12 protein-coding genes and 1 pseudogene are annotated in these 17,793 nt (G+C 73.2%); 2 read left to right on the forward strand and 11 right to left on the reverse strand.

The genetic code is table 11. The features are described from left to right. Nucleotides 1-95 precede the first annotated feature (95 nt). The 7 genes from N8I86_RS13955 to hrcA all read right to left on the reverse strand — a co-directional run bounded on the left by N8I86_RS13955 (nt 96) and on the right by hrcA (nt 8,571). Nucleotides 96-3,254, reverse strand: coding sequence for a S41 family peptidase (locus N8I86_RS13955; protein WP_263277901.1), 3,159 nt, complete (start codon nt 3,252-3,254; stop codon nt 96-98). A 117-nt stretch (nt 3,255-3,371) separates the two neighbouring features. Next, nucleotides 3,372-3,917 (reverse strand): hypothetical protein, encoded by a 546-nt coding sequence (locus N8I86_RS13960; protein ID WP_263277902.1) that lies wholly within the window; start codon nt 3,915-3,917, stop codon nt 3,372-3,374. A gap of 118 nt (nt 3,918-4,035) precedes the next feature. After that, nucleotides 4,036-4,428, reverse strand: a complete 393-nt coding sequence (locus N8I86_RS13965; RefSeq protein ID WP_073893851.1) for a VOC family protein — start codon at nt 4,426-4,428, stop codon at nt 4,036-4,038. Between the two features lie 19 nt (nt 4,429-4,447). Further along, entirely contained in the window at nt 4,448-5,188 is a 741-nt protein-coding gene (locus tag N8I86_RS13970; RefSeq protein ID WP_073893852.1) for a 16S rRNA (uracil(1498)-N(3))-methyltransferase, read from the reverse strand. Further along, complete coding sequence (locus N8I86_RS13975; protein ID WP_263277904.1) at nt 5,185-6,273, reverse strand: nitronate monooxygenase; 1,089 nt, start codon at nt 6,271-6,273, stop codon at nt 5,185-5,187. The genes N8I86_RS13970 and N8I86_RS13975 overlap by 4 nt, the downstream gene beginning before the upstream one ends. Nucleotides 6,274-6,417: 144 nt before the next feature. Next, on the reverse strand, nt 6,418-7,554 hold the full coding sequence (gene dnaJ, locus N8I86_RS13980; protein WP_073893855.1) for a molecular chaperone DnaJ: 1,137 nt from the start codon (nt 7,552-7,554) through the stop codon (nt 6,418-6,420). Beyond that, nucleotides 7,555-8,571 (reverse strand): heat-inducible transcriptional repressor HrcA, encoded by a 1,017-nt coding sequence (gene hrcA / locus N8I86_RS13985; protein ID WP_073893857.1) that lies wholly within the window; start codon nt 8,569-8,571, stop codon nt 7,555-7,557. A gap of 163 nt (nt 8,572-8,734) precedes the next feature. Between hrcA and N8I86_RS13990 the strand changes: the two genes are divergently transcribed. Both N8I86_RS13990 and N8I86_RS13995 read left to right on the forward strand, forming a co-directional pair. Further along, nucleotides 8,735-9,469 (forward strand): MBL fold metallo-hydrolase, encoded by a 735-nt coding sequence (locus tag N8I86_RS13990; RefSeq protein ID WP_123437926.1) that lies wholly within the window; start codon nt 8,735-8,737, stop codon nt 9,467-9,469. Nucleotides 9,470-9,503: 34 nt separating this feature from the next. Further along, the gene (locus tag N8I86_RS13995; RefSeq protein ID WP_263277905.1) at nt 9,504-10,307 is read left to right on the forward strand and encodes a DUF3097 domain-containing protein; all 804 of its coding nucleotides are present in this window, start codon (nt 9,504-9,506) and stop codon (nt 10,305-10,307) included. A gap of 12 nt (nt 10,308-10,319) precedes the next feature. Here the strand turns inward: N8I86_RS13995 and hemW are convergent, their stop codons facing one another. From hemW to lepA, 4 genes and pseudogenes are all read right to left on the reverse strand, one after another. Beyond that, on the reverse strand, nt 10,320-11,552 hold the full coding sequence (gene hemW, locus N8I86_RS14000; RefSeq protein WP_073894159.1) for a radical SAM family heme chaperone HemW: 1,233 nt from the start codon (nt 11,550-11,552) through the stop codon (nt 10,320-10,322). A 27-nt stretch (nt 11,553-11,579) separates the two neighbouring features. Next, a pseudogene (locus N8I86_RS14005) lies at nt 11,580-13,397 on the reverse strand (SpoIIE family protein phosphatase). 226 nt (nt 13,398-13,623) lie between these two features. Next, a complete protein-coding gene (locus tag N8I86_RS14010) occupies nt 13,624-15,498 on the reverse strand; it encodes an AMP-dependent synthetase/ligase (protein ID WP_123437923.1) in 1,875 nt (624 codons plus the stop codon). A 262-nt stretch (nt 15,499-15,760) separates the two neighbouring features. After that, nucleotides 15,761-17,635: a translation elongation factor 4 gene (gene lepA / locus N8I86_RS14015; protein WP_073893863.1), complete on the reverse strand. Its 1,875-nt coding sequence runs from the start codon at nt 17,633-17,635 to the stop codon at nt 15,761-15,763. Nucleotides 17,636-17,793 lie beyond the last annotated feature (158 nt).

A 17,793-nucleotide genomic window follows, 5' to 3' on the forward strand; every position in this document is an offset into this window, starting at 1 on the left:
CGGTTACGGGGGCATGGTAGTCGTTCGGCGGCGGGTCTTCGGTGGCTTGTCGCGCCCACGAGGCGAAGCCGCGCACCGCCACTGCCCCGCGCTCCCTAGGCGGGCATGTCCGGAGGTGTCTTCGCGGGGCTGTCCTCCAGTGCCTCCAGGGCCAGGGCGACGGCGGTGTCCAGTTGGGTGTCCCGCTGCGCCGCCCAGTCCTGGGGGCGTTGGACGGCCTCGACGTCCGGGTCGACACCGTGGTTCTCCACGTCCCAGCCCTGGCCCTCCAGCCAGATCGCGTACTTGGGCTGGGTGACGAGGGTGCCGTCGACCAGGTGGTAGCGGCTGTCGATGCCGATGACGCCGCCCCAGGTGCGGGTGCCGACGACCGGTCCGATGCCGAGGGCCTTGATGGCCGCGTTGACGATGTCGCCGTCGGAGCCGGAGAACTCGTTGGCGACGGCGACGACCGGGCCGCGGGGCGCGTCGAGCGGGTAGCTGGTGGGGCGCATGCCGCGCGCCAGGTCCCAGCCGATGATCCGGCGGGCGAGTTTCTCCACCACGAGCTGCGAGGTGTGCCCGCCCCGGTTCTCGCGGACGTCGACGACGAGCCCCTCCCGGGTCACCTCCACGCGCAGGTCGCGGTGGATCTGCGCCCAGCCGGGGGCCTGCATGTCGGGGACGTGGAGGTAGCCGAGCCGGCCCCCGGAGGCGGTGTGGACGTGGGCGCGGCGGTCGGCGACCCAGGCGTGGTAGCGCAGGGCCTCCTCGTCGGCGACGGGGACGACGACCGTGTGGCGCGGTTCGCCGCCGCCCGCCGGGGAGACGGTCAGTTCGACGGGGTGGCCGGCCGTGCCGACGAGCAGGGGGCCGGGGCCGGTCACCGGGTCGACGGCGTGACCGGCGACGGCGATGATCGCGTCGCCGGGGCGCACGGCGACACCGGGCGCGGCCAGCGGGGAGCGGGCGTCCGGATCGGAGGTCTCCGCGGGCAGGATGCGGTCGATACGCCAACTGCCGTCCTCGTGCCGGGAGATGTCCGCGCCGAGCAGGCCGTACCGGGCGCCGCCGCGGCCGCCCCGCGGGGTCACGTAGGCGTGCGAGGTGCCGAGTTCGCCGTGCACCTCCCACAGCAGGTCGATGAGGTCGCTGTGGGTGGCGAGCCGGGCCAGCAGCGGGCGGTAGCGGGTGAGGACACCGTCCCAGTCGACACCGCCGAGGTCGGGGCGCCAGAAGTGGTCGCGCATCAGGCGGCCGGTCTCCTCGTACATCTGCCGCCACTCCGCGGCCGGGTCGAGGATCTGCCGGACGCGGGCGAGGTCCACGGTGACGCTGGTGTCGCCGTCGTCGTCGCCGCCGGTACGGCGGTCGCCGGGGACGACCCGCAGCCGGCCGTCGCTCCACAGCAGGACGCGTTTGCCGTCGCCGCTGACCTCGAAGTGGTCGGCGTCGGAGGCCAGGTGCTCCAGGCGCCGCTGGGCGAGGTCGTAGCGCTCCAGCTCGGAGTGCGGGTCGGGGTCCTCGGGGTGGGCCCGGGAGGCGCCGAGGACGCCGTGCACGGGGTGGCGCAGCCAGAGGACGCCGTCCTTGGCCGCGCGCAGACCGGAGTAGCGGCCGGCCTCCACCGGGAAGGGCACGATCCGGTCGGCGAGGCCTTCGGGGTCGATGCGGGTGGCGGGGGTGCCCTCGCCCTCGGCGGTCTCCTCCTTGTCGGAGGTCTCGAAGGGCCGGCCGTGGCGCTGCGGCCCGAACGGGGACGGGGTGGTGGCGGCCAGGGTGATCAGGTGCGGCCGGGCGCCCACCACGAACGCGAGGTCGAAGACGTGCTCGTCGTAGACCGGGTCGAAGGCGCGGTTGGAGAGGAACGCGAGGTGCTTGCCGTCGAGGGTGAAGGCGGGCGCGTAGTCCTGGAAGCGCAGCGGGGTCGCCTCGGTGACCGACAGGTCGGTGGTGTGGGCGATCCGCAGCTGGGAGAGCGGGCGGGGGCCGGGGTGGGCCCAGGCGAGCCAGGCGGAGTCGGGGGAGAACGCGAGTCCGGAGACCTCGCCGTCGTCGCTGCTGTCGACCTCGCGGACCTCGCCGGTCTCCCGCTCGACGAGCAGCAGCCGCCCGTCGTGCGCGGCGACCGCGGCCCGGCTACCGTCGGGCGAGACGGCCAGCTCCAGGACGCGGCCGAGCTGTCCGGCGGCGAGCCGGCGGGGCGGGGCGCCGGGCACGGTCCCGGTCGCCGGCGCGAACTCCAGGGCGTCGTCGCCCTCGGCGTCCGTCACCCACACCGCCCACTCCTCGCCGTCGGCGCGGAAGGCGCGGGGCAGGCGGGCGCGGACGCCGGGGGTGGCGGCGAGGGCGCGGGCCGGGCCCGAACGGTGGGTGACCCAGTGGACGCCGCCGCGCACGCACACGGCGCTGCCGCGCGCGGTGTGGTCCGGGGACGCCTCGCCGAACCACTGGGAGGCGTTCACCGGGCGGGGCCGCAGGTCCACCCGGGGGCCGCCGAGCCGTACGTCCAGCCGACGCGGCTCGGCGCCCTCCAGGTCGTCGAGCAGCCACAGTTCACCGGCGCTGCTGTAGACGACCCGGTCGCCGTCGCCGGCCGCGTGGCGGGCGTAGAAGCCGCCGAGCGGGGTGTGCCGGCGCAGGTCGGAGCCGTCGGCGAGGGAGGAGTACAGGGCGCCCGTGCCCTCGTGGTCGGAGAGGAACGCGATCCGGTCCCCCACCCACACCGGGCACTCGATGTTCCCGTCGACGTCCTCGTGCAGCCGGACGAAGTCGCCGGTGCCCTCGCCGTCGGCGGCGGCCCGGTCGATCCACAGCTTGCCGGCCGTGCCGCCCCGGTAGCGCTTCCAGTAGGCGGCCTCGCGCCCCATCGGCACGGACAGCAGCACGGTGGCCGGCCCGGACGCCAGGTCGCCGACGGGCCCGTACGGCAGGGTCTCGGCGGGTCCGCCGTCCAGCGGCACGGCGTGCGCCCAGGTCTGGCGGGAGCTGGGCCGGCCCTGGGCGCCGAGCGCGAGGACACGTCCGTCGGCGGTCCAGCCGCGCACCTCGGTACGGCCGTTGCCCCAGTACGTCAGCCGCCGGGCGGGGCCCCCGTCGACGGGGGCGACGTGCACCTCGGGGGCGCCGTCCCGGGTGGAGGTCCAGGCGAGGAGGCGCCCGTCCGGTGAGATGCGGGGTCTGGCCACCGGCCTGTTGTCGGCGCTGACCCGCCAGGCGCGGCCACCGTCGAGGGGCGCCAGCCAGACGTCGTCCTCGGCGACGAATGCCACCAAGTCGCCCCGTACGTGGGGGAATCGGAGGTAGGCGGAGGTTTCCGTGGTTCCCGTCGAAGCACCCTGAGTCACCCCGTCACTGTACGCAGCGGCCGGTGCGCCCCGCTCCCCTTTCGATCACTTGCCCTCGACGGGCCAGCAGGTGGGGTCGCCCTTGCACCAGAGGGTCCGGGTGACGGTGACCGTCACGGTCGGCTGCCCCCCTCCGCCGGGCGGGCGGTACGTCGGTCCCGGCGTGGCGCCGCAGTCGCCGAGCCCGTCGACGTGGAAGACCTGTCTGCCGCCGACCCTGGCCGTCAGGTCGCCGCGCACGCAGGCGCCGTCGACGGCCTTGGTGACCTTCCCGGTGACGGTGATCTTCCGCCGGTCCTTGGTCTCGCCCGAGCAGTCGACGGAGACGACCGTGGTCTCGGACGGCGAGGGCGTCCGGGCCGCCGTACCGCCGCGGTCGCCGTAACTGCCGTTGCAGGTCAGCCAGCTGACGTCCACGTCCTCGCGTTCCAGCCGGGCCGTCGCCGTGGTGTCGGTGGTGTAGGCGACGGTCGCGGTGCTGAGATCGCCCTGGCACGCCACCATGGCACCGCCGGCCAGCACGGCCAGTCCCGCGACGACCCACGTACGCGTCCCGCGTGTCCCGGCCCGGATCCGTCTCGAAGCCCCCATGAAGGGCAGGGTGCCACCGGTGCGGCCGGGGCGGAAGGGCGCATACGGCCACTCACCCGTTCGGGGAAGCGGCCCACGCGCCCCTCGGGGCACGGGACTTCGCCCACCGGAGGCCCGGTCAGCCGCGCAGCAGCAGCCACTCCTGGAGTTCGACCAGATTGCCCTCGGGGTCCTTGAGGTGGGCCACGCGCATCCGGTCGGTCATGAGGGCCGGGCCGTGGATCAGGGTGGCGCCCCGGGAGGTGATCTCCGCGCAGTAGGCGTCGAGGTCGTCCACCCGCAGCACGACCAGCGAACGGTGGCCGGTGACGGTCCCGTTCAGCTCGTCGAGGACCTCGGCCATCATCACCCGGTCCTGCAGGGCGATCCCGGCGGAGCCGGCGTGCGCGCTGAACTTCTCGTACGGGCCCTCGGTCGCGCCGGACTGCGGCTTCAGGCCGAGGACGTCGGCGTAGAAGCGGTAGCAGGCGGCGAAGTCGGTCACCAGGAGCCGGACTTGGGCGAGTTCCACGGTTGTCCCCCGGGTGGTGTCAGGACCAGCGGCCGGTGCGGCCCAGCAGGAGGGCCGCGGCGGCGGTGCCGGCGGTGGACGTGCGCAGCACGGTGGGGCCGAGCACGTAGGGCCTGGCGCCGGCCTCCGCGAACAGCGCCAGCTCCTCGGGAGAGACGCCGCCCTCGGGCCCGACGACCAGCATGATCTCACCGGCGGCCGGCAGTTCGGCGGTGGCGAGGCGTTCCTCGCCGCTCTCGTGCAGGACGGCCGCGAAGTCCGCGCCGGCCAGCAGCGCGCCGACCTGCCGGGTCGTCGCCGCGTCCGCGACCTCGGGGAAGCGGACCCGGCGGGACTGCTTGCCGGCCTCCCGGGCCGTGGCCCGCCACTTGCCGAGGGCCTTCAGACCCCGCTCGCCCTTCCACTGGGTGATGCAGCGGGACGCCTGCCAGGGCACGATCGCGTCGACGCCGACCTCGGTCATGGTCTCCACGGCGAGTTCGCCCCGGTCACCCTTGGGCAGGGCCTGGACGACCGTGATCCGCGGGGCGGCCGGGGGTTCCTCGTGGACGGGCGCCAGGTCCGCGACCACCAGCCGGTCCTTGCCCTCGGCCGCCTTGACGACGCCCTCGGCCCAGTGGCCGCGCCCGTCGGTGAGGACCACGTCCTCGCCCGGCCGCAGCCGCTTCACCGACACCGCGTGCCGGCCCTCGGGGCCGTCGAGCACGAACTCCGGGCCGACCCGGTCGAGTCGGTCCACGACGAAGACGGGTGCGGTCATCGCCGCTCACCTCCGGTTCCGGGCGGGTTCGACAACGCTGTCCTGGCCTCGGCGAGTTCGGCGGCCAGCACCTCCACCAGCCGTCCGGCGGGCAGCTCCCGGGCCAGCCGGTGGCCCTGGCCCGCCCACAGCGCCATGCCCTGCGCGTCCGCGGCCTTGGCGGCGGCCTTGCGCAGCGGGGCGGTGAGGTGGTGGATCTCGGGGTAGGCCGCGGGGGCGTAGGGGCCGTGCTCGCGCACGAAGCGGTTGACCAGTCCGCGCGCCGGCCGGCCGGAGAAGGCGCGGGTCAGTTCGGTGCGCGCGAACAGGGGGTCGGTGAGCGCCTGTTTGTGCGGCGCGGGGGCGCCGGACTCGGGGGTGGCGAGGAAGGCGGTGCCGAGCTGGGCCGCGTCGGCGCCCGCGGCGAGGACGGCGGCTATCTGGCCGCCGCGCATGATGCCGCCCGCGGCGACGACCGGGATGCGCACGGCCTCCCGGATCTGCGCGATCAGCGACAGCAGTCCGATGCCGGACCCGTCGTTCTCCGGGATGTCCCGGTGCGTGCCCTGGTGGCCGCCCGCCTCGACGCCCTGCGCGATCACCGCGTCCGCCCCGGCCCGTTCGACCGCGCGGGCCTCCTCGGCGGTGGTGGCGGTGACCAGGGTGAGGGTGCCGGCCCGGCGCAGCGCGTCCAGCGCCTCACGGCTCGGCACGCCGAAGTGGAAGGACACCACCGGGACCGGGTTGTCCAGGAGCACCGCGAGCTTGACCTCGTAGCCGTCGTCCCGTCCGCTGTCCGGGTCGCCCAGCTCGGTCTCGTACCAGGCGGCCTCCCCGGCCAGCTGGTGGGCGTAGACCTCCACGGCGCCGGACTCGGCGTACTCGGGCTGGGGCATGAACACGTTCACGCCGAAGGGGCGGCTCGTGAGCCCCCGCAGCTGCTTGATCTCCTGGTACATGCCGTCGGCCGTCTTGTACCCGGCGGCGAGGAATCCGAGGCCGCCGGCCTCGGAGACGGCTGCGGCGAGCTGCGGGACGGAACCGCCGCCCGCCATGGGGGCCTGCACGATCGGGTGGGGGAAGAGATCGGTCAGCGCGGAGGACATGAGCGCATGTTGTCACGTCCCCCGAACAAGTCCGAATCCGGGCTTCCCGCGGCATAGGCCACCGGCATAGGGGTGCCGGAGCACCCCGTACACCCCGCCCCGGCGCCGGTCGAAGGCGTCCTCCGACCGGCTCGGCCCCCGGTCTCAGCGCCCGTTGAAGGCGTCCTTCAACCGGGAGAACAGTCCCTGCTGCCCCGGCTGGAACTGGCCCTGGGGGCGTTCCTCGCCGCGCAGCTTGGCCAGCTCCCGCAGGACCCGTTCCTGCTCGGGGTCGAGCTTGGTCGGGGTCGTGACCTCGACGTGCACGATCAGGTCGCCCCGGCCGCCGCCGCGCAGATGCGTGACGCCCCGGTTGTGCAGCGGGATCGACTGGCCGGACTGGGTGCCGGGCCGGATGTCGACCTCCTCCATGCCGTCCAGGGTCTCCAGCGGCACCTTGGTGCCGAGGGCCGCCGCGGTCATCGGGATCGTGACCGTGCAGTGCAGGTCGTCGCCGCGCCGCTGGAACATCGGGTGCGGCAGCTCGTGGATCTCGACGTACAGGTCACCGGCCGGACCGCCGCCCGGGCCGACCTCGCCCTCGCCGGCGAGCTGGATACGGGTGCCGTTGTCGACACCGGCCGGGATCTTGACGGTCAGCGTGCGGCGCGAGCGGACCCGGCCGTCACCGGCGCACTCCGGGCACGGGGTCGGCACGACCGTGCCGAAGCCCTGGCACTGGGGGCAGGGACGGGAGGTCATGACCTGGCCCAGGAAGGACCGGGTGACCTGGGAGACCTCGCCCCGGCCGCGGCACATGTCACACGTCTGGGCGGACGTGCCGGGGGCCGCGCCCTCGCCGTTGCAGGTGTTGCAGACGACCGCGGTGTCGACCTGGATGTCCTTGGTCGTGCCGAAGGCCGCCTCGTCCAGCTCGACGTCGATCCGGATCATCGCGTCCTGGCCGCGCCGGGTGCGCGAGCGCGGCCCGCGCTGCGACGCCGTACCGAAGAACGCGTCCATGATGTCCGAGAAGTTGCCGAAGCCACCGGCCCCGAAGCCGCCCGCGCCCGCGCCGCCCGACTGGGAGAGCGGGTCGCCGCCGAGGTCGTAGACCTGCTTCTTCTGCGGGTCCGACAGCACCTCGTAGGCGGCGTTGATCTCCTTGAACCGCTCCTGGGTCTTCGGATCCGGGTTGACGTCCGGGTGCAGCTCGCGCGCGAGCCGACGGAACGCCTTCTTGATCTCATCCTGCGACGCGTCGCGGCGCACGCCGAGAACGGCGTAGTAGTCCGTGGCCACTTACGACTCCGCCAGGATCTGTCCGACGTACCGTGCCACTGCGCGTACCGCTCCCATCGTTCCCGGGTAGTCCATGCGGGTCGGTCCGACCACGCCGAGCTTGGCAACCGCCTCGCCGCCCGAACCGTAGCCGACCGACACGACGGACGTGGAGTTGAGTCCTTCATGGGCGTTCTCGTGGCCGATGCGCACGGTCACGCCGGGGTCCTTCGCCTCGCCCAGGAGCTTGAGGAGCACGACCTGCTCCTCCAGTGCCTCCAGGACGGGCCGGATCACGAGGGGGAAATCGTGCCCGAAGCGGGTGAGATTGGCGGTACCGCCGATCATCAACCGCTCCTCGTTCTCCTCGACCAGTGTCTCCAGAAGGGTGGAGAGCACCGTGGAGACCGTACCGCGATCGTCGACGTCGAAGCCTTCGGGGAGGTCCTCGACCAGTCGCGGCACGTCCGAGAACCGGCGGCCCGCGACCCGGCTGTTCAGCCGCGCCCGCAGATCCGCCAGCGAGGCCTCGCCGAACGGCGCCGGGCAGTCGACCATCCGCTGCTCGACCCGGCCGGTGTCCGTGATCAGCACGAGCATCACGCGCGCGGGGGCGAGCGAGAGCAGCTCGACGTGCCGCACGGTGGACCGGGTCAGCGACGGGTACTGCACGACCGCGACCTGCCGGGTCAGCTGCGCCAGCAGCCGCACCGTCCGCGCGACGACGTCGTCGAGGTCGACGGCGCCCTCCAGGAAGTTCTGGATCGCCCGCCGCTCGGGCCCGGTCATCGGCTTCACGCCCGCGAGCTTGTCCACGAACAGCCGGTAGCCCTTGTCGGTGGGGATGCGCCCGGCACTGGTGTGCGGCTGCGCGATGTACCCCTCGTCCTCCAGGGCCGCCATGTCGTTGCGCACGGTGGCCGGGGAGACGCCGAGGCTGTGCCGCTCCGTGAGCGCCTTGGAACCCACCGGCTCCTCGGTGCCCACGTAGTCCTGGACGATGGCGCGCAGGACCTGAAGCCTGCGTTCACTCAGCATGCGCGCGCACCTCCAGCACGTCGTCCCCTCGGCCCTTCGGGTCTTCCGCCTGGCACTCTTCCCGTGCGAGTGCCAGCATTCCCCGGCCCAGTGTACGGCCGTGGGGTACTGACGGGGCAAGGTCGGTCCGGTCCGAACCGGCTCGTGACGTTAGCGTCGCGGTATGACGGTGACTTGGGAAGACCTGGGGTGGGAACGGCTGACGGCCGCTGTCGGACGGTGCCGGCTGCCCGGCTGGGACTGCACGGTCGGCCTTGTGCTGAGCGGGACCACGGCCCTGATGGTGGACGCCGGTTCCAGCCTCGCCGAGGGGGCGCGGCTGCGCTCCGCGGCCCAGGAACTGTCCGGTGGACGTGTGACCCATCTCGCGCTCACCCATCCCCACTTCGACCACGTCTTCGGGGCGGCCGCGTTCGCCGGGACGGAGGTGTACGCGGCGGTCGGGGTCGACGCGGTGTTCACCCACGGGCGCGAGGAGCTGCGCCTGGACGCGGTCCGCAACGGCCTGCCCGTGGCGGAGGCGGACGAGGCGGTCGACGCGCTGGCCCCGCCCCGGCACCCGGTCTCCGGCGAGTGGACCCTGGACCTCGGCGAGGGCCGGCAGGCGCTGCTGGCCAACGTGGGCCCCGGCCACACCGCGCACGACCTCGCGGTCCTGGTCCCGGCGAGCGTGTCCGGCGGACCGGAGGTGGTGTTCTGCGGCGACCTGGTCGAGGAGTCCGGCGAGCCCCAGGCGGGCCCGGACGCCGTCGGCTCGCGCTGGCCGGCCGCGCTCGACCGGCTGCTGGCACTCGGCGGCGAGGACGCGCTGTACGTGCCCGGCCACGGAGCGGTGGTCGACGCGGGCTTCGTACGACGTCAACGCGACGCCCTGGCCACGCGATTCGGCGTGTCGTGAGCGCCGGCCCACGGCTTCTCCTATCGTCATCCGAATGCGCCAGTACTCGACCGACCTGACCCCGCCGTGGAAGAAGCCGAAGCCGGCTCCGGAGGTCGCGGCCGACCCCGGCCTGGTGGTGGAGGAGGCCGGTACCGGGTTCTGCGGGGCGGTGATCCGCTGCGAGGCCGGCACGGTGACCCTGGAGGACCGCTTCGGCAAGCACCGGGTGTTCCCGCTGGAGCCGCGCGGCTTCCTGCTGGAGGGCGAGGTGGTCACCCTGGTGCGGCCCGCCGCGGGCCCGGCACGACCCGCCCGCACCGCCTCCGGCTCGGTCGCCGTACCCGGCGCACGCGCGCGCGTGGCCCGCGCCGGCCGCATCTACGTCGAGGGCCGGCACGACGCCGAGCTGGTCGAGCGGGTGTGGGGCGACGACCTGCGCATCGAGGGCGTGGTCGTGGAGTACCTGGAGGGCGTCGACGACCTGCCGTCGATCGTGGACGGGTTCGCGCCGGGCCCGGACGCGCGGCTCGGCGTGCTGGTGGACCACCTGGTGCCCGGTACGAAGGAGTGGCGCATCGCCGAGTCGGTGACGAGCCGGCACGCGCTGGTGGTCGGCCACCCGTACATCGACATCTGGCAGGCGGTGAAGCCGTCGTCGCTGGGGATCGCGGGCTGGCCGACGGTACCGCGCGGCCAGGACTGGAAGACGGGCGTGTGCAAGGCGCTGGGCTGGCCGCAGAACACGGGCGCGGCCTGGCAGTCGATCCTGTCCCGGGTGCGGTCGTACAAGGACCTGGAGCCGGAGCTGCTGGGCCGCGTGGAGGAACTGATCGACTTCGTCACGGCGCCCGCGTGACACCCGGCGGGCTCAGTCGACCAGGTCCCGCACCACCGCGTCGGCCAGCAGCCGCCCGCGCAGCGTGAGCACCGCGCGCCCCTCGTCGTACGGCGCCGCCTGGAGCAGGCCGTCCGACAGGGCGCGGCGGGAGGCCGCGAGGCCCGCCTCCTTCAGCAGGTCCAGCGGCGCGCCCTCGCTGAGCCTCAGCTCCAGCAGGATCCGCTCCACCCGGCGGTCCTCGTCCGACAGCACCTCACGCCCGGCGCCCGGCGACCGCCCCGACGCGAGCGCCGCCGCGTACGCCCCCGGGTGCTTCACGTTCCACCAGCGCACTCCGCCCACGTGGCTGTGGGCGCCCGGGCCCGCGCCCCACCAGTCGGCGCCCCGCCAGTACAGCTCGTTGTGCAGGCACCGGCCCGCCCGCGAGGTCGCCCAGTTGGAGACCTCGTACCACCCGAAGCCCGCCGCCGACAGGGTCTCGTCCGCGATCAGGTAGCGGTCGGCGTGGGCGTCGTCGTCCGTCATCGGGATCTCGCCCCGGCGGATGCGCCGGGCGAGCTGGGTGCCCTCCTCGACGATGAGCGCGTACGCGCTGACGTGGTCCGGTCCGGCGCCGATCGCGGCGTCCAGCGAGGCCCGCCAGTCGTCGTCGCTCTCCCCCGGGGTGCCGTAGATCAGGTCGAGGTTGACGTGCTCGAAGCCCGCGGCCCGCGCCTCGGCGACGCAGGCCTCCGGGCGGCCCGGGGTGTGGGTCCGGTCGAGGATCCGCAGTACGTGCTGCCGTGCGCTCTGCATGCCGAAGGAGACGCGGTTGTAGCCGCCCTCGCGGAGGGTGGCCAGGTACGCGGGGTCCACCGACTCCGGGTTGGCCTCCGTGGTGATCTCCGCGTCCGGTGCCAGTCCGAACTCGGTGCGGACGGCTGCCAGCATGCGGACCAGGTCGTCGGCGGCCAGCAGCGTGGGCGTGCCGCCGCCGACGAAGACCGTGCGGACCTCGCGGGGGTCGTCGCCGAGGACCTTCCGGGCGAGGCGGATCTCGTCGATCAGGGTGTCCGCGTAGTTGTCGCGGGAGGCGAGGACACCGCCCGTGCCGCGCAGCTCGGTCGCGGTGTAGGTGTTGAAGTCGCAGTAGCCGCAGCGGGTCGCGCAGTACGGGACGTGCAGATAGAACCCGAGGGGCCGCTCGGCTGCGCCGGCGAGCGCGGGGGCGGGCAGCGCGCCGTCGTCGGGGACGGGCTCGCCGTCGGGAAGTGCGGAAGGCATGCCTTCCATTGTCCAGCACCGCGGGCGTCACTCCGCCTGGAGCACCAGCAGGGCCAGATCGTCCTCGGGGAGGCCGCCGCCGAAGTCGTGGACCAGGCGGCGGATCCTTTCCGCGATCAGCTCGGCACTGAGCCCCGCGCAGCCGGACAGGGCGCGGGCGAGGCCGTCGTCGTCGTCGAACTGGCGGGAGCCGGAGCGGCGCTCGGTCACCCCGTCGGTGACGCACAGCAGACTGTCGCCGGGCCGCAGGTCGACGGTCTCGCTGGTGTACGTCTCGTCCTCGACCACGCCCAGCAGGGTCTGCGGCCGGGCGACGGAGCGCACGCCGCCGTCGGGACCGAGCACGAGCGGCAGCGGGTGCCCGGCGGAGGCGAGGGTGCAGCGGACCCCGCCCTCGTGCGGTGTCAGCTCGCCGTAGAGCAGGGACAGGAAGCGGGTCTGCGGGCCGTCGCCGGGGACCAGGGGCCGGCCGCCGGCGGCGACCAGGGCGCGGGCCGCGGCGTCGGCGGCCTCGGTGGCGTCGTCGAGGAGGAGCTGGTTGAGGCGGTCGAGGACGTCGGCGACGCGATAGCCCTCGCGGGCCAGGAGGCGCAGCCAGGGGCGGGCGAGACCGATCACCACGGCGGCCTCGGGGCCCTTGCCCTGGACGTCGCCGACGGCGAAGCACCAGCGGCCGTCGCCGGCCGGGAACAGGTCGTAGAAGTCCCCGCTCGGGCCGCCCTTGTCGCACGGCTCGTACACGAGCGCGCTGCGCACGCCGGGGATCTCGGCGACCGCGCCGGGCAGCAGGCCGCGCTGGAGGACGGCGCTGATCGTGGCCTGGCGGGCGTACTGGCGGGCCGCGCCGACGGCGAGGGCGACCCGCCTGCTGAGGTCCTCCACGAGCCCGGTGACCTCGTCCGGGAACCGGGCCGGCCCGCAGCGGCCGATGACCAGCGTGCCCAGCGGCCGGCCGCCCGCGATCAGCCGGTACGCGAGCGCCGTGCCGTCGGCGCCCTGCGGGCCGAGCGCGTCACCGGGCCAGGGTGGGGCTCCGGGCCGGAGCGCAGCCCGTCCCGGTGGCACGGGGATCCTTCTCCAGGGCGCGCCGCAGCTCGTCGACGCGGGCCTCGCTGGCGTGCCAGACCCGTGCCGGGCCGCCGCCGCTGCCGCCGCGCGCCGAGGCCTCGTCCTCCAGCCAGATCGCGCACCAGTCGGCGAGCCGGGGCACGATCAGCTGGCCGGTGAGGGCGGCGACCAGGTTCTCGTCCAGCTGTCCGGCGAGCAGGTCGGAGGCCTCGGCGAGGAAGGACAGCGCGCCCCGGCCGAGCCAGTCCCGGTCGCCGCCGGTGCGGGGCGGCTGCGGGGCGAGGTCCTCGGCGACGTCCAGGGCGGGGCCGGGGGCCGGGCCGTCGGCGGCCTCGCTGCCGCCCGGGGGAGCCGCGCCCAGACCGTCTTGGCGCCCTTGCGGTAGGTGACGCCCCAGGACTCGGCGAGGGTGGCGACCAGCCGCAGCCCGCGGCCGTGCTCGGCGGCGTCGTGGGGCGCCTCCGCGCCGAGCGGGTCGCGCGGGGCGCGGGAGGGGTGCCGGTCGCGGACCTCCACGACGAACGCGCCGGTCTCCTCCAGCCGCCAGTCGACCTCCACGTCGGTGCCGGCGTGCACGACGGCGTTGGTGACGAGCTCGCTGACGACGGCCATGGCGTCGTCGGTGAGCCGGGCGGACACCCCGGGCACCTCGGCCAGCGCGGCCCGCACCAGTCCGCGGGCCGACCCCGGCGCGAGGGGGCTCCCGGGCAGCGTGGTCCGGCCCCGGACCTCACGGTGCGGGGCCTCGCTCTCCCGCTGCGCGGGTATGGCCGCCATGTCCATGCGGCTCAGGGTGACACAACGGCGGCGCGCATAAGCGGTCAGTGACCGAAGTGGACAGTCACGGGTGAGAACTGTGCTACGTGAGTGTGCGAAGACGGTCGGAAATCCGACCGGGTTCGAGCAACCCTCAAGCAGGGCTTCCGCCCGGCGCCGCGAGGCGGTAGTGGGCGCGCCCCGGCCCCCGGGAGGACGGGGTCCTCCCGGGGGCCGGGGCGGTCGCTCAGCCCTCGCGGGTGCCCGCGTACATGCCGTCGATGAGGTGCTTGTACTCGCGCTCCACCACCGGCCGCTTGAGCTTCAGGCTCGGCGTGATCTCGCCGTGCTCCACGTCGAGGTCGCGCGGCAGCAGACGGAACTTCTTGATGGTCTGCCAGCGCTGGAGGCCGGCGTTGAGCTCCTGGACGTAGCCGTCGACCATCTCGACGGTCTGCGGCGCCGCGACGATCTCCGCGTACGACTTTCCGGCCAGGCCGTTCTCCTTCGCCCAGTCCTGGATCGCGAGCTCGTCCAGGGCGATGAGGGCGGTGCAGTAGTTCCGGTCGGCGCCGTGCACGAGGATGTTGGAGACGTACGGGCACACGCCCTTGAACTGGCCCTCGACCTCGGCCGGCGCCACGTACTTGCCGCCGGAGGTCTTGATGAGGTCCTTCTTGCGGTCGGTGATGCGCAGGTAGCCGTCGGGCGACAGCTCGCCGATGTCACCGGTGTGGAACCAGCCGTCGGACTCCAGCACCTCGGCGGTCTTCTCGGGCAGCCCGTGGTAGCCCTCCATGATGCCGGGGCCGCGCAGCAGGATCTCGCCGTCGTCGGCGATGCGGACCTCGGTGCCGGGCAGCGGCTTGCCGACGGTGCCCGTGCGGTAGGCCTCGCCGGGGTTGACGAAGGAGGCCGCGGAGGACTCGGTGAGGCCGTAGCCCTCCAGGATGTGGATGCCGGCACCGGCGAAGAAGTAGCCGATCTCCGGGGCGAGCGCGGAGGCGCCGGAGACGCAGGCGCGCAGCCGGCCGCCGAAGGCCTCGCGCAGCTTGGCGTAGACGAGGGTGTCGGCGACCTTGTGCCTGGCGGCGAGCCCGAAGGGCACCGAGGCGGTGCCGGTGCGGCGGAAGTTGTCCTGGGTGACCTTGGCGTACTCGCGCGAGACCTCGGCGGCCCACTGGAAGATCTTGTACTTGGCCGCGCCGCCCTCCCGGGCCTTGGCGGCGACGCCGTTGTAGACCTTCTCGAAGATGCGGGGCACGGCCGCCATGTACGTCGGCTGCACGACCGGCAGGTTCTCGATGATCTTGTCGACGCGGCCGTCCACGGCGGTCACGTGCCCGACCTCGATCTGCCCGGAGGTGAGCACCTTGCCGAAGACGTGGGCGAGCGGCAGCCACAGGTACTGCACGTCGTCCAGGGTGACCAGGCCGGTCGACGCGATCGCCTTCGCCATGTACGCCCAGTTGTCGTGCGGCAGGCGCACGCCCTTGGGGCGGCCGGTGGTGCCGGAGGTGTAGATGAGGGTGGCGAGCTGCTCCCTGGTGATCGCGCCGACCCGCTCCTTGATCAGCTGCGGGTGCTTCTCCAGGTACGCGGCGCCGCGCCGCTCCAGCTCGGCGAGGGTGATCACCCAGTCGTCCGTCTCGACACCGGCCGGGTCGACGACGACGACCTTCACCAGCTCGGGCAGCTCGGCACGCTTCTCGACCGCCTTGGCGACCTGGGCCGCGTCCTCGGCGATCAGCACCCGGCTCTCGGAGTCCGAGAGGATGAACGCCGACTCGTCGGCGTTGGTCTGCGGGTAGATCGTGGTCGTGGCGCCGCCGGCGCACATGATGCCGAGGTCGGCGAGGATCCACTCCACCCGGGTGGAGGAGGCGAGCGCCACCCGCTGCTCGGGCTGCACGCCCAGTTCGATGAGCCCGGCCGCGACCGCGTACACGCGCTCGGCGGCCTGCGCCCAGCTGAGCGACCTCCACTCGTCGGGTCCCTGCCCGGAGGCCGGCGGCACCGGATACCGGTAGGCCTCGGCGTCCGGTGTGGCCGCGACGCGCTCCAGGAAGAGGGCCGCCACGGAGGGCGGACGGTTCTCGATCAGGGTCTGTGTGTCGCTCACGACATCCTCCGGGGGCCCGCGACGGTGCGGCTGACTCGGTGCGGCTGGGTTAACTCACGGTGGGGTTTTCGAGCTGTTGTTTAACTCGCGAGTAACTATCGAGCAGGGATCAGAGTAAGCCGCGACCGGCCGCTGCGTAAGAGGCTTCGGCCTGTCACTTTCCACGCAGAGCGACGCTACGCGCGCGTAGGGGCCCGCCGCACTTTCGTACGACGAGCCCCCTCGTGCCCGGTTTGCGGACGTGACCCGGAGTAACCCGTGACTACTTCTTGCCCTTGCCCGACCCCGCGCTGTCATCACTGGACAGGACGGCGATGAAGGCTTCCTGCGGAACCTCCACGGAACCCACCATCTTCATCCGCTTCTTGCCTTCCTTCTGCTTCTCCAGCAGCTTGCGCTTACGCGAGATGTCACCGCCGTAGCACTTGGCGAGGACGTCCTTGCGGATGGCGCGGATGGTCTCGCGGGCGATGACCCGCGAACCGATGGCCGCCTGGATGGGCACCTCGAACGCCTGCCGCGGGATGAGCTCGCGCAGCTTGGCGACGAGCCGCACGCCGTACGCGTACGCCGCGTCCTTGTGCGTGATCGCCGAGAAGGCGTCCACCTTGTCGCCGTGCAGCAGGATGTCGACCTTGACCAGGCTCGACGTCTGCTCCCCGGTGGGCTCGTAGTCGAGGGAGGCGTAGCCGCGGGTCTTGGACTTCAGCTGGTCGAAGAAGTCGAAGACGATCTCCGCGAGCGGGAGGGTGTAGCGGATCTCGACCCGGTCCTCGGACAGGTAGTCCATGCCGAGCAGGGTGCCGCGCCGGGTCTGGCACAGCTCCATGATCGAGCCGATGAACTCGGTCGGCGCCAGGATGGTGGCGCGCACGACCGGCTCGTACACGTCGTTGATCTTGCCCTCGGGGAACTCGCTGGGGTTGGTGACCGTGTGCTCGGTCCCGTCCTCCATGAGCACGCGGTAGACCACGTTCGGCGCGGTCGCGATCAGGTCGAGGCCGAACTCGCGCTCCAGCCGCTCCCGGATCACGTCCAGGTGCAGCAGGCCGAGGAAGCCGACACGGAAACCGAAGCCGAGGGCGGCGGAGGTCTCCGGCTCGTAGACCAGCGCGGCGTCGTTCAGCTGGAGCTTGTCGAGGGCCTCGCGCAGCTCCGGGTAGTCCGAGCCGTCGAGCGGGTACAGACCCGAGAAGACCATCGGCTTCGGGTCCTTGTAGCCGCCGAGCGCCTCGGTGGCGCCCTTGCTCTGGCTGGTGACGGTGTCACCGACCTTGGACTGGCGGACGTCCTTCACACCGGTGATGAGGTAGCCCACCTCGCCGACGCCGAGGCCGTCGGCCGGCAGCATCTCGGGCGAGCTGACACCGATCTCCAGCAGCTCGTGCGTGGCGCCCGTCGACATCATCCTGATGCGCTCGCGCTTGTTGAGCTGGCCGTCGATGACACGGACGTACGTCACGACACCGCGGTACGAGTCGTAGACCGAGTCGAAGATCATCGCGCGGGCGGGGGCGTCGGCGACCCCGACCGGCGCCGGGATCTCCTTGACGACCTTGTTCAGCAGGGCGTCGACGCCGAGACCGGTCTTCGCGGAGACCTTGAGCACGTCGTCCGGGTCGCAGCCGACCAGGTTCGCCAGCTCCTCGGCGAACTTCTCCGGCTGCGCGGCCGGCAGGTCGATCTTGTTCAGCACCGGGATGATCGTGAGGTCGTTCTCCATCGCCAGGTAGAGGTTGGCGAGGGTCTGCGCCTCGATGCCCTGGGCGGCGTCCACGAGGAGGATGGTCCCCTCGCAGGCGGCCAGCGACCGCGAGACCTCATAGGTGAAGTCGACGTGGCCCGGCGTGTCGATCATGTTGAGGATGTGCGTCGTGCCCTGGTCGGGGCCCTCGGTCGGGGCCCAGGGCAGACGCACCGCCTGGGACTTGATCGTGATGCCGCGCTCGCGCTCGATGTCCATCCGGTCGAGGTACTGAGCACGCATCTGCCGCTGCTCGACGACACCGGTCAGCTGGAGCATCCGGTCGGCGAGCGTGGACTTGCCGTGGTCGATGTGAGCGATGATGCAGAAGTTGCGGATCAGGGCCGGGGCGGTACGGCTCGGCGCGGGCACATTGTTAGGGGTCGCGGGCACGCAGGGTCCTGTCTCTTGAGGCGCCTTATGCCTCGGGTCGGATCGTTACGTAGTCTCCATGGTCCCACGCGGAGGGACCGGGGGCCGTTTTGGGCCGTCCGGAGGGCCACTGGTACTGTAGATGGCTGTGCCTCATGCCCTCTCAGCGCGAGGCACGT

It is taken from the genome of Streptomyces albidicamelliae, from assembly GCF_025642175.1.
GTDB classification, from domain to species: Bacteria; Actinomycetota; Actinomycetes; order Streptomycetales; family Streptomycetaceae; genus Streptomyces; species Streptomyces albidocamelliae.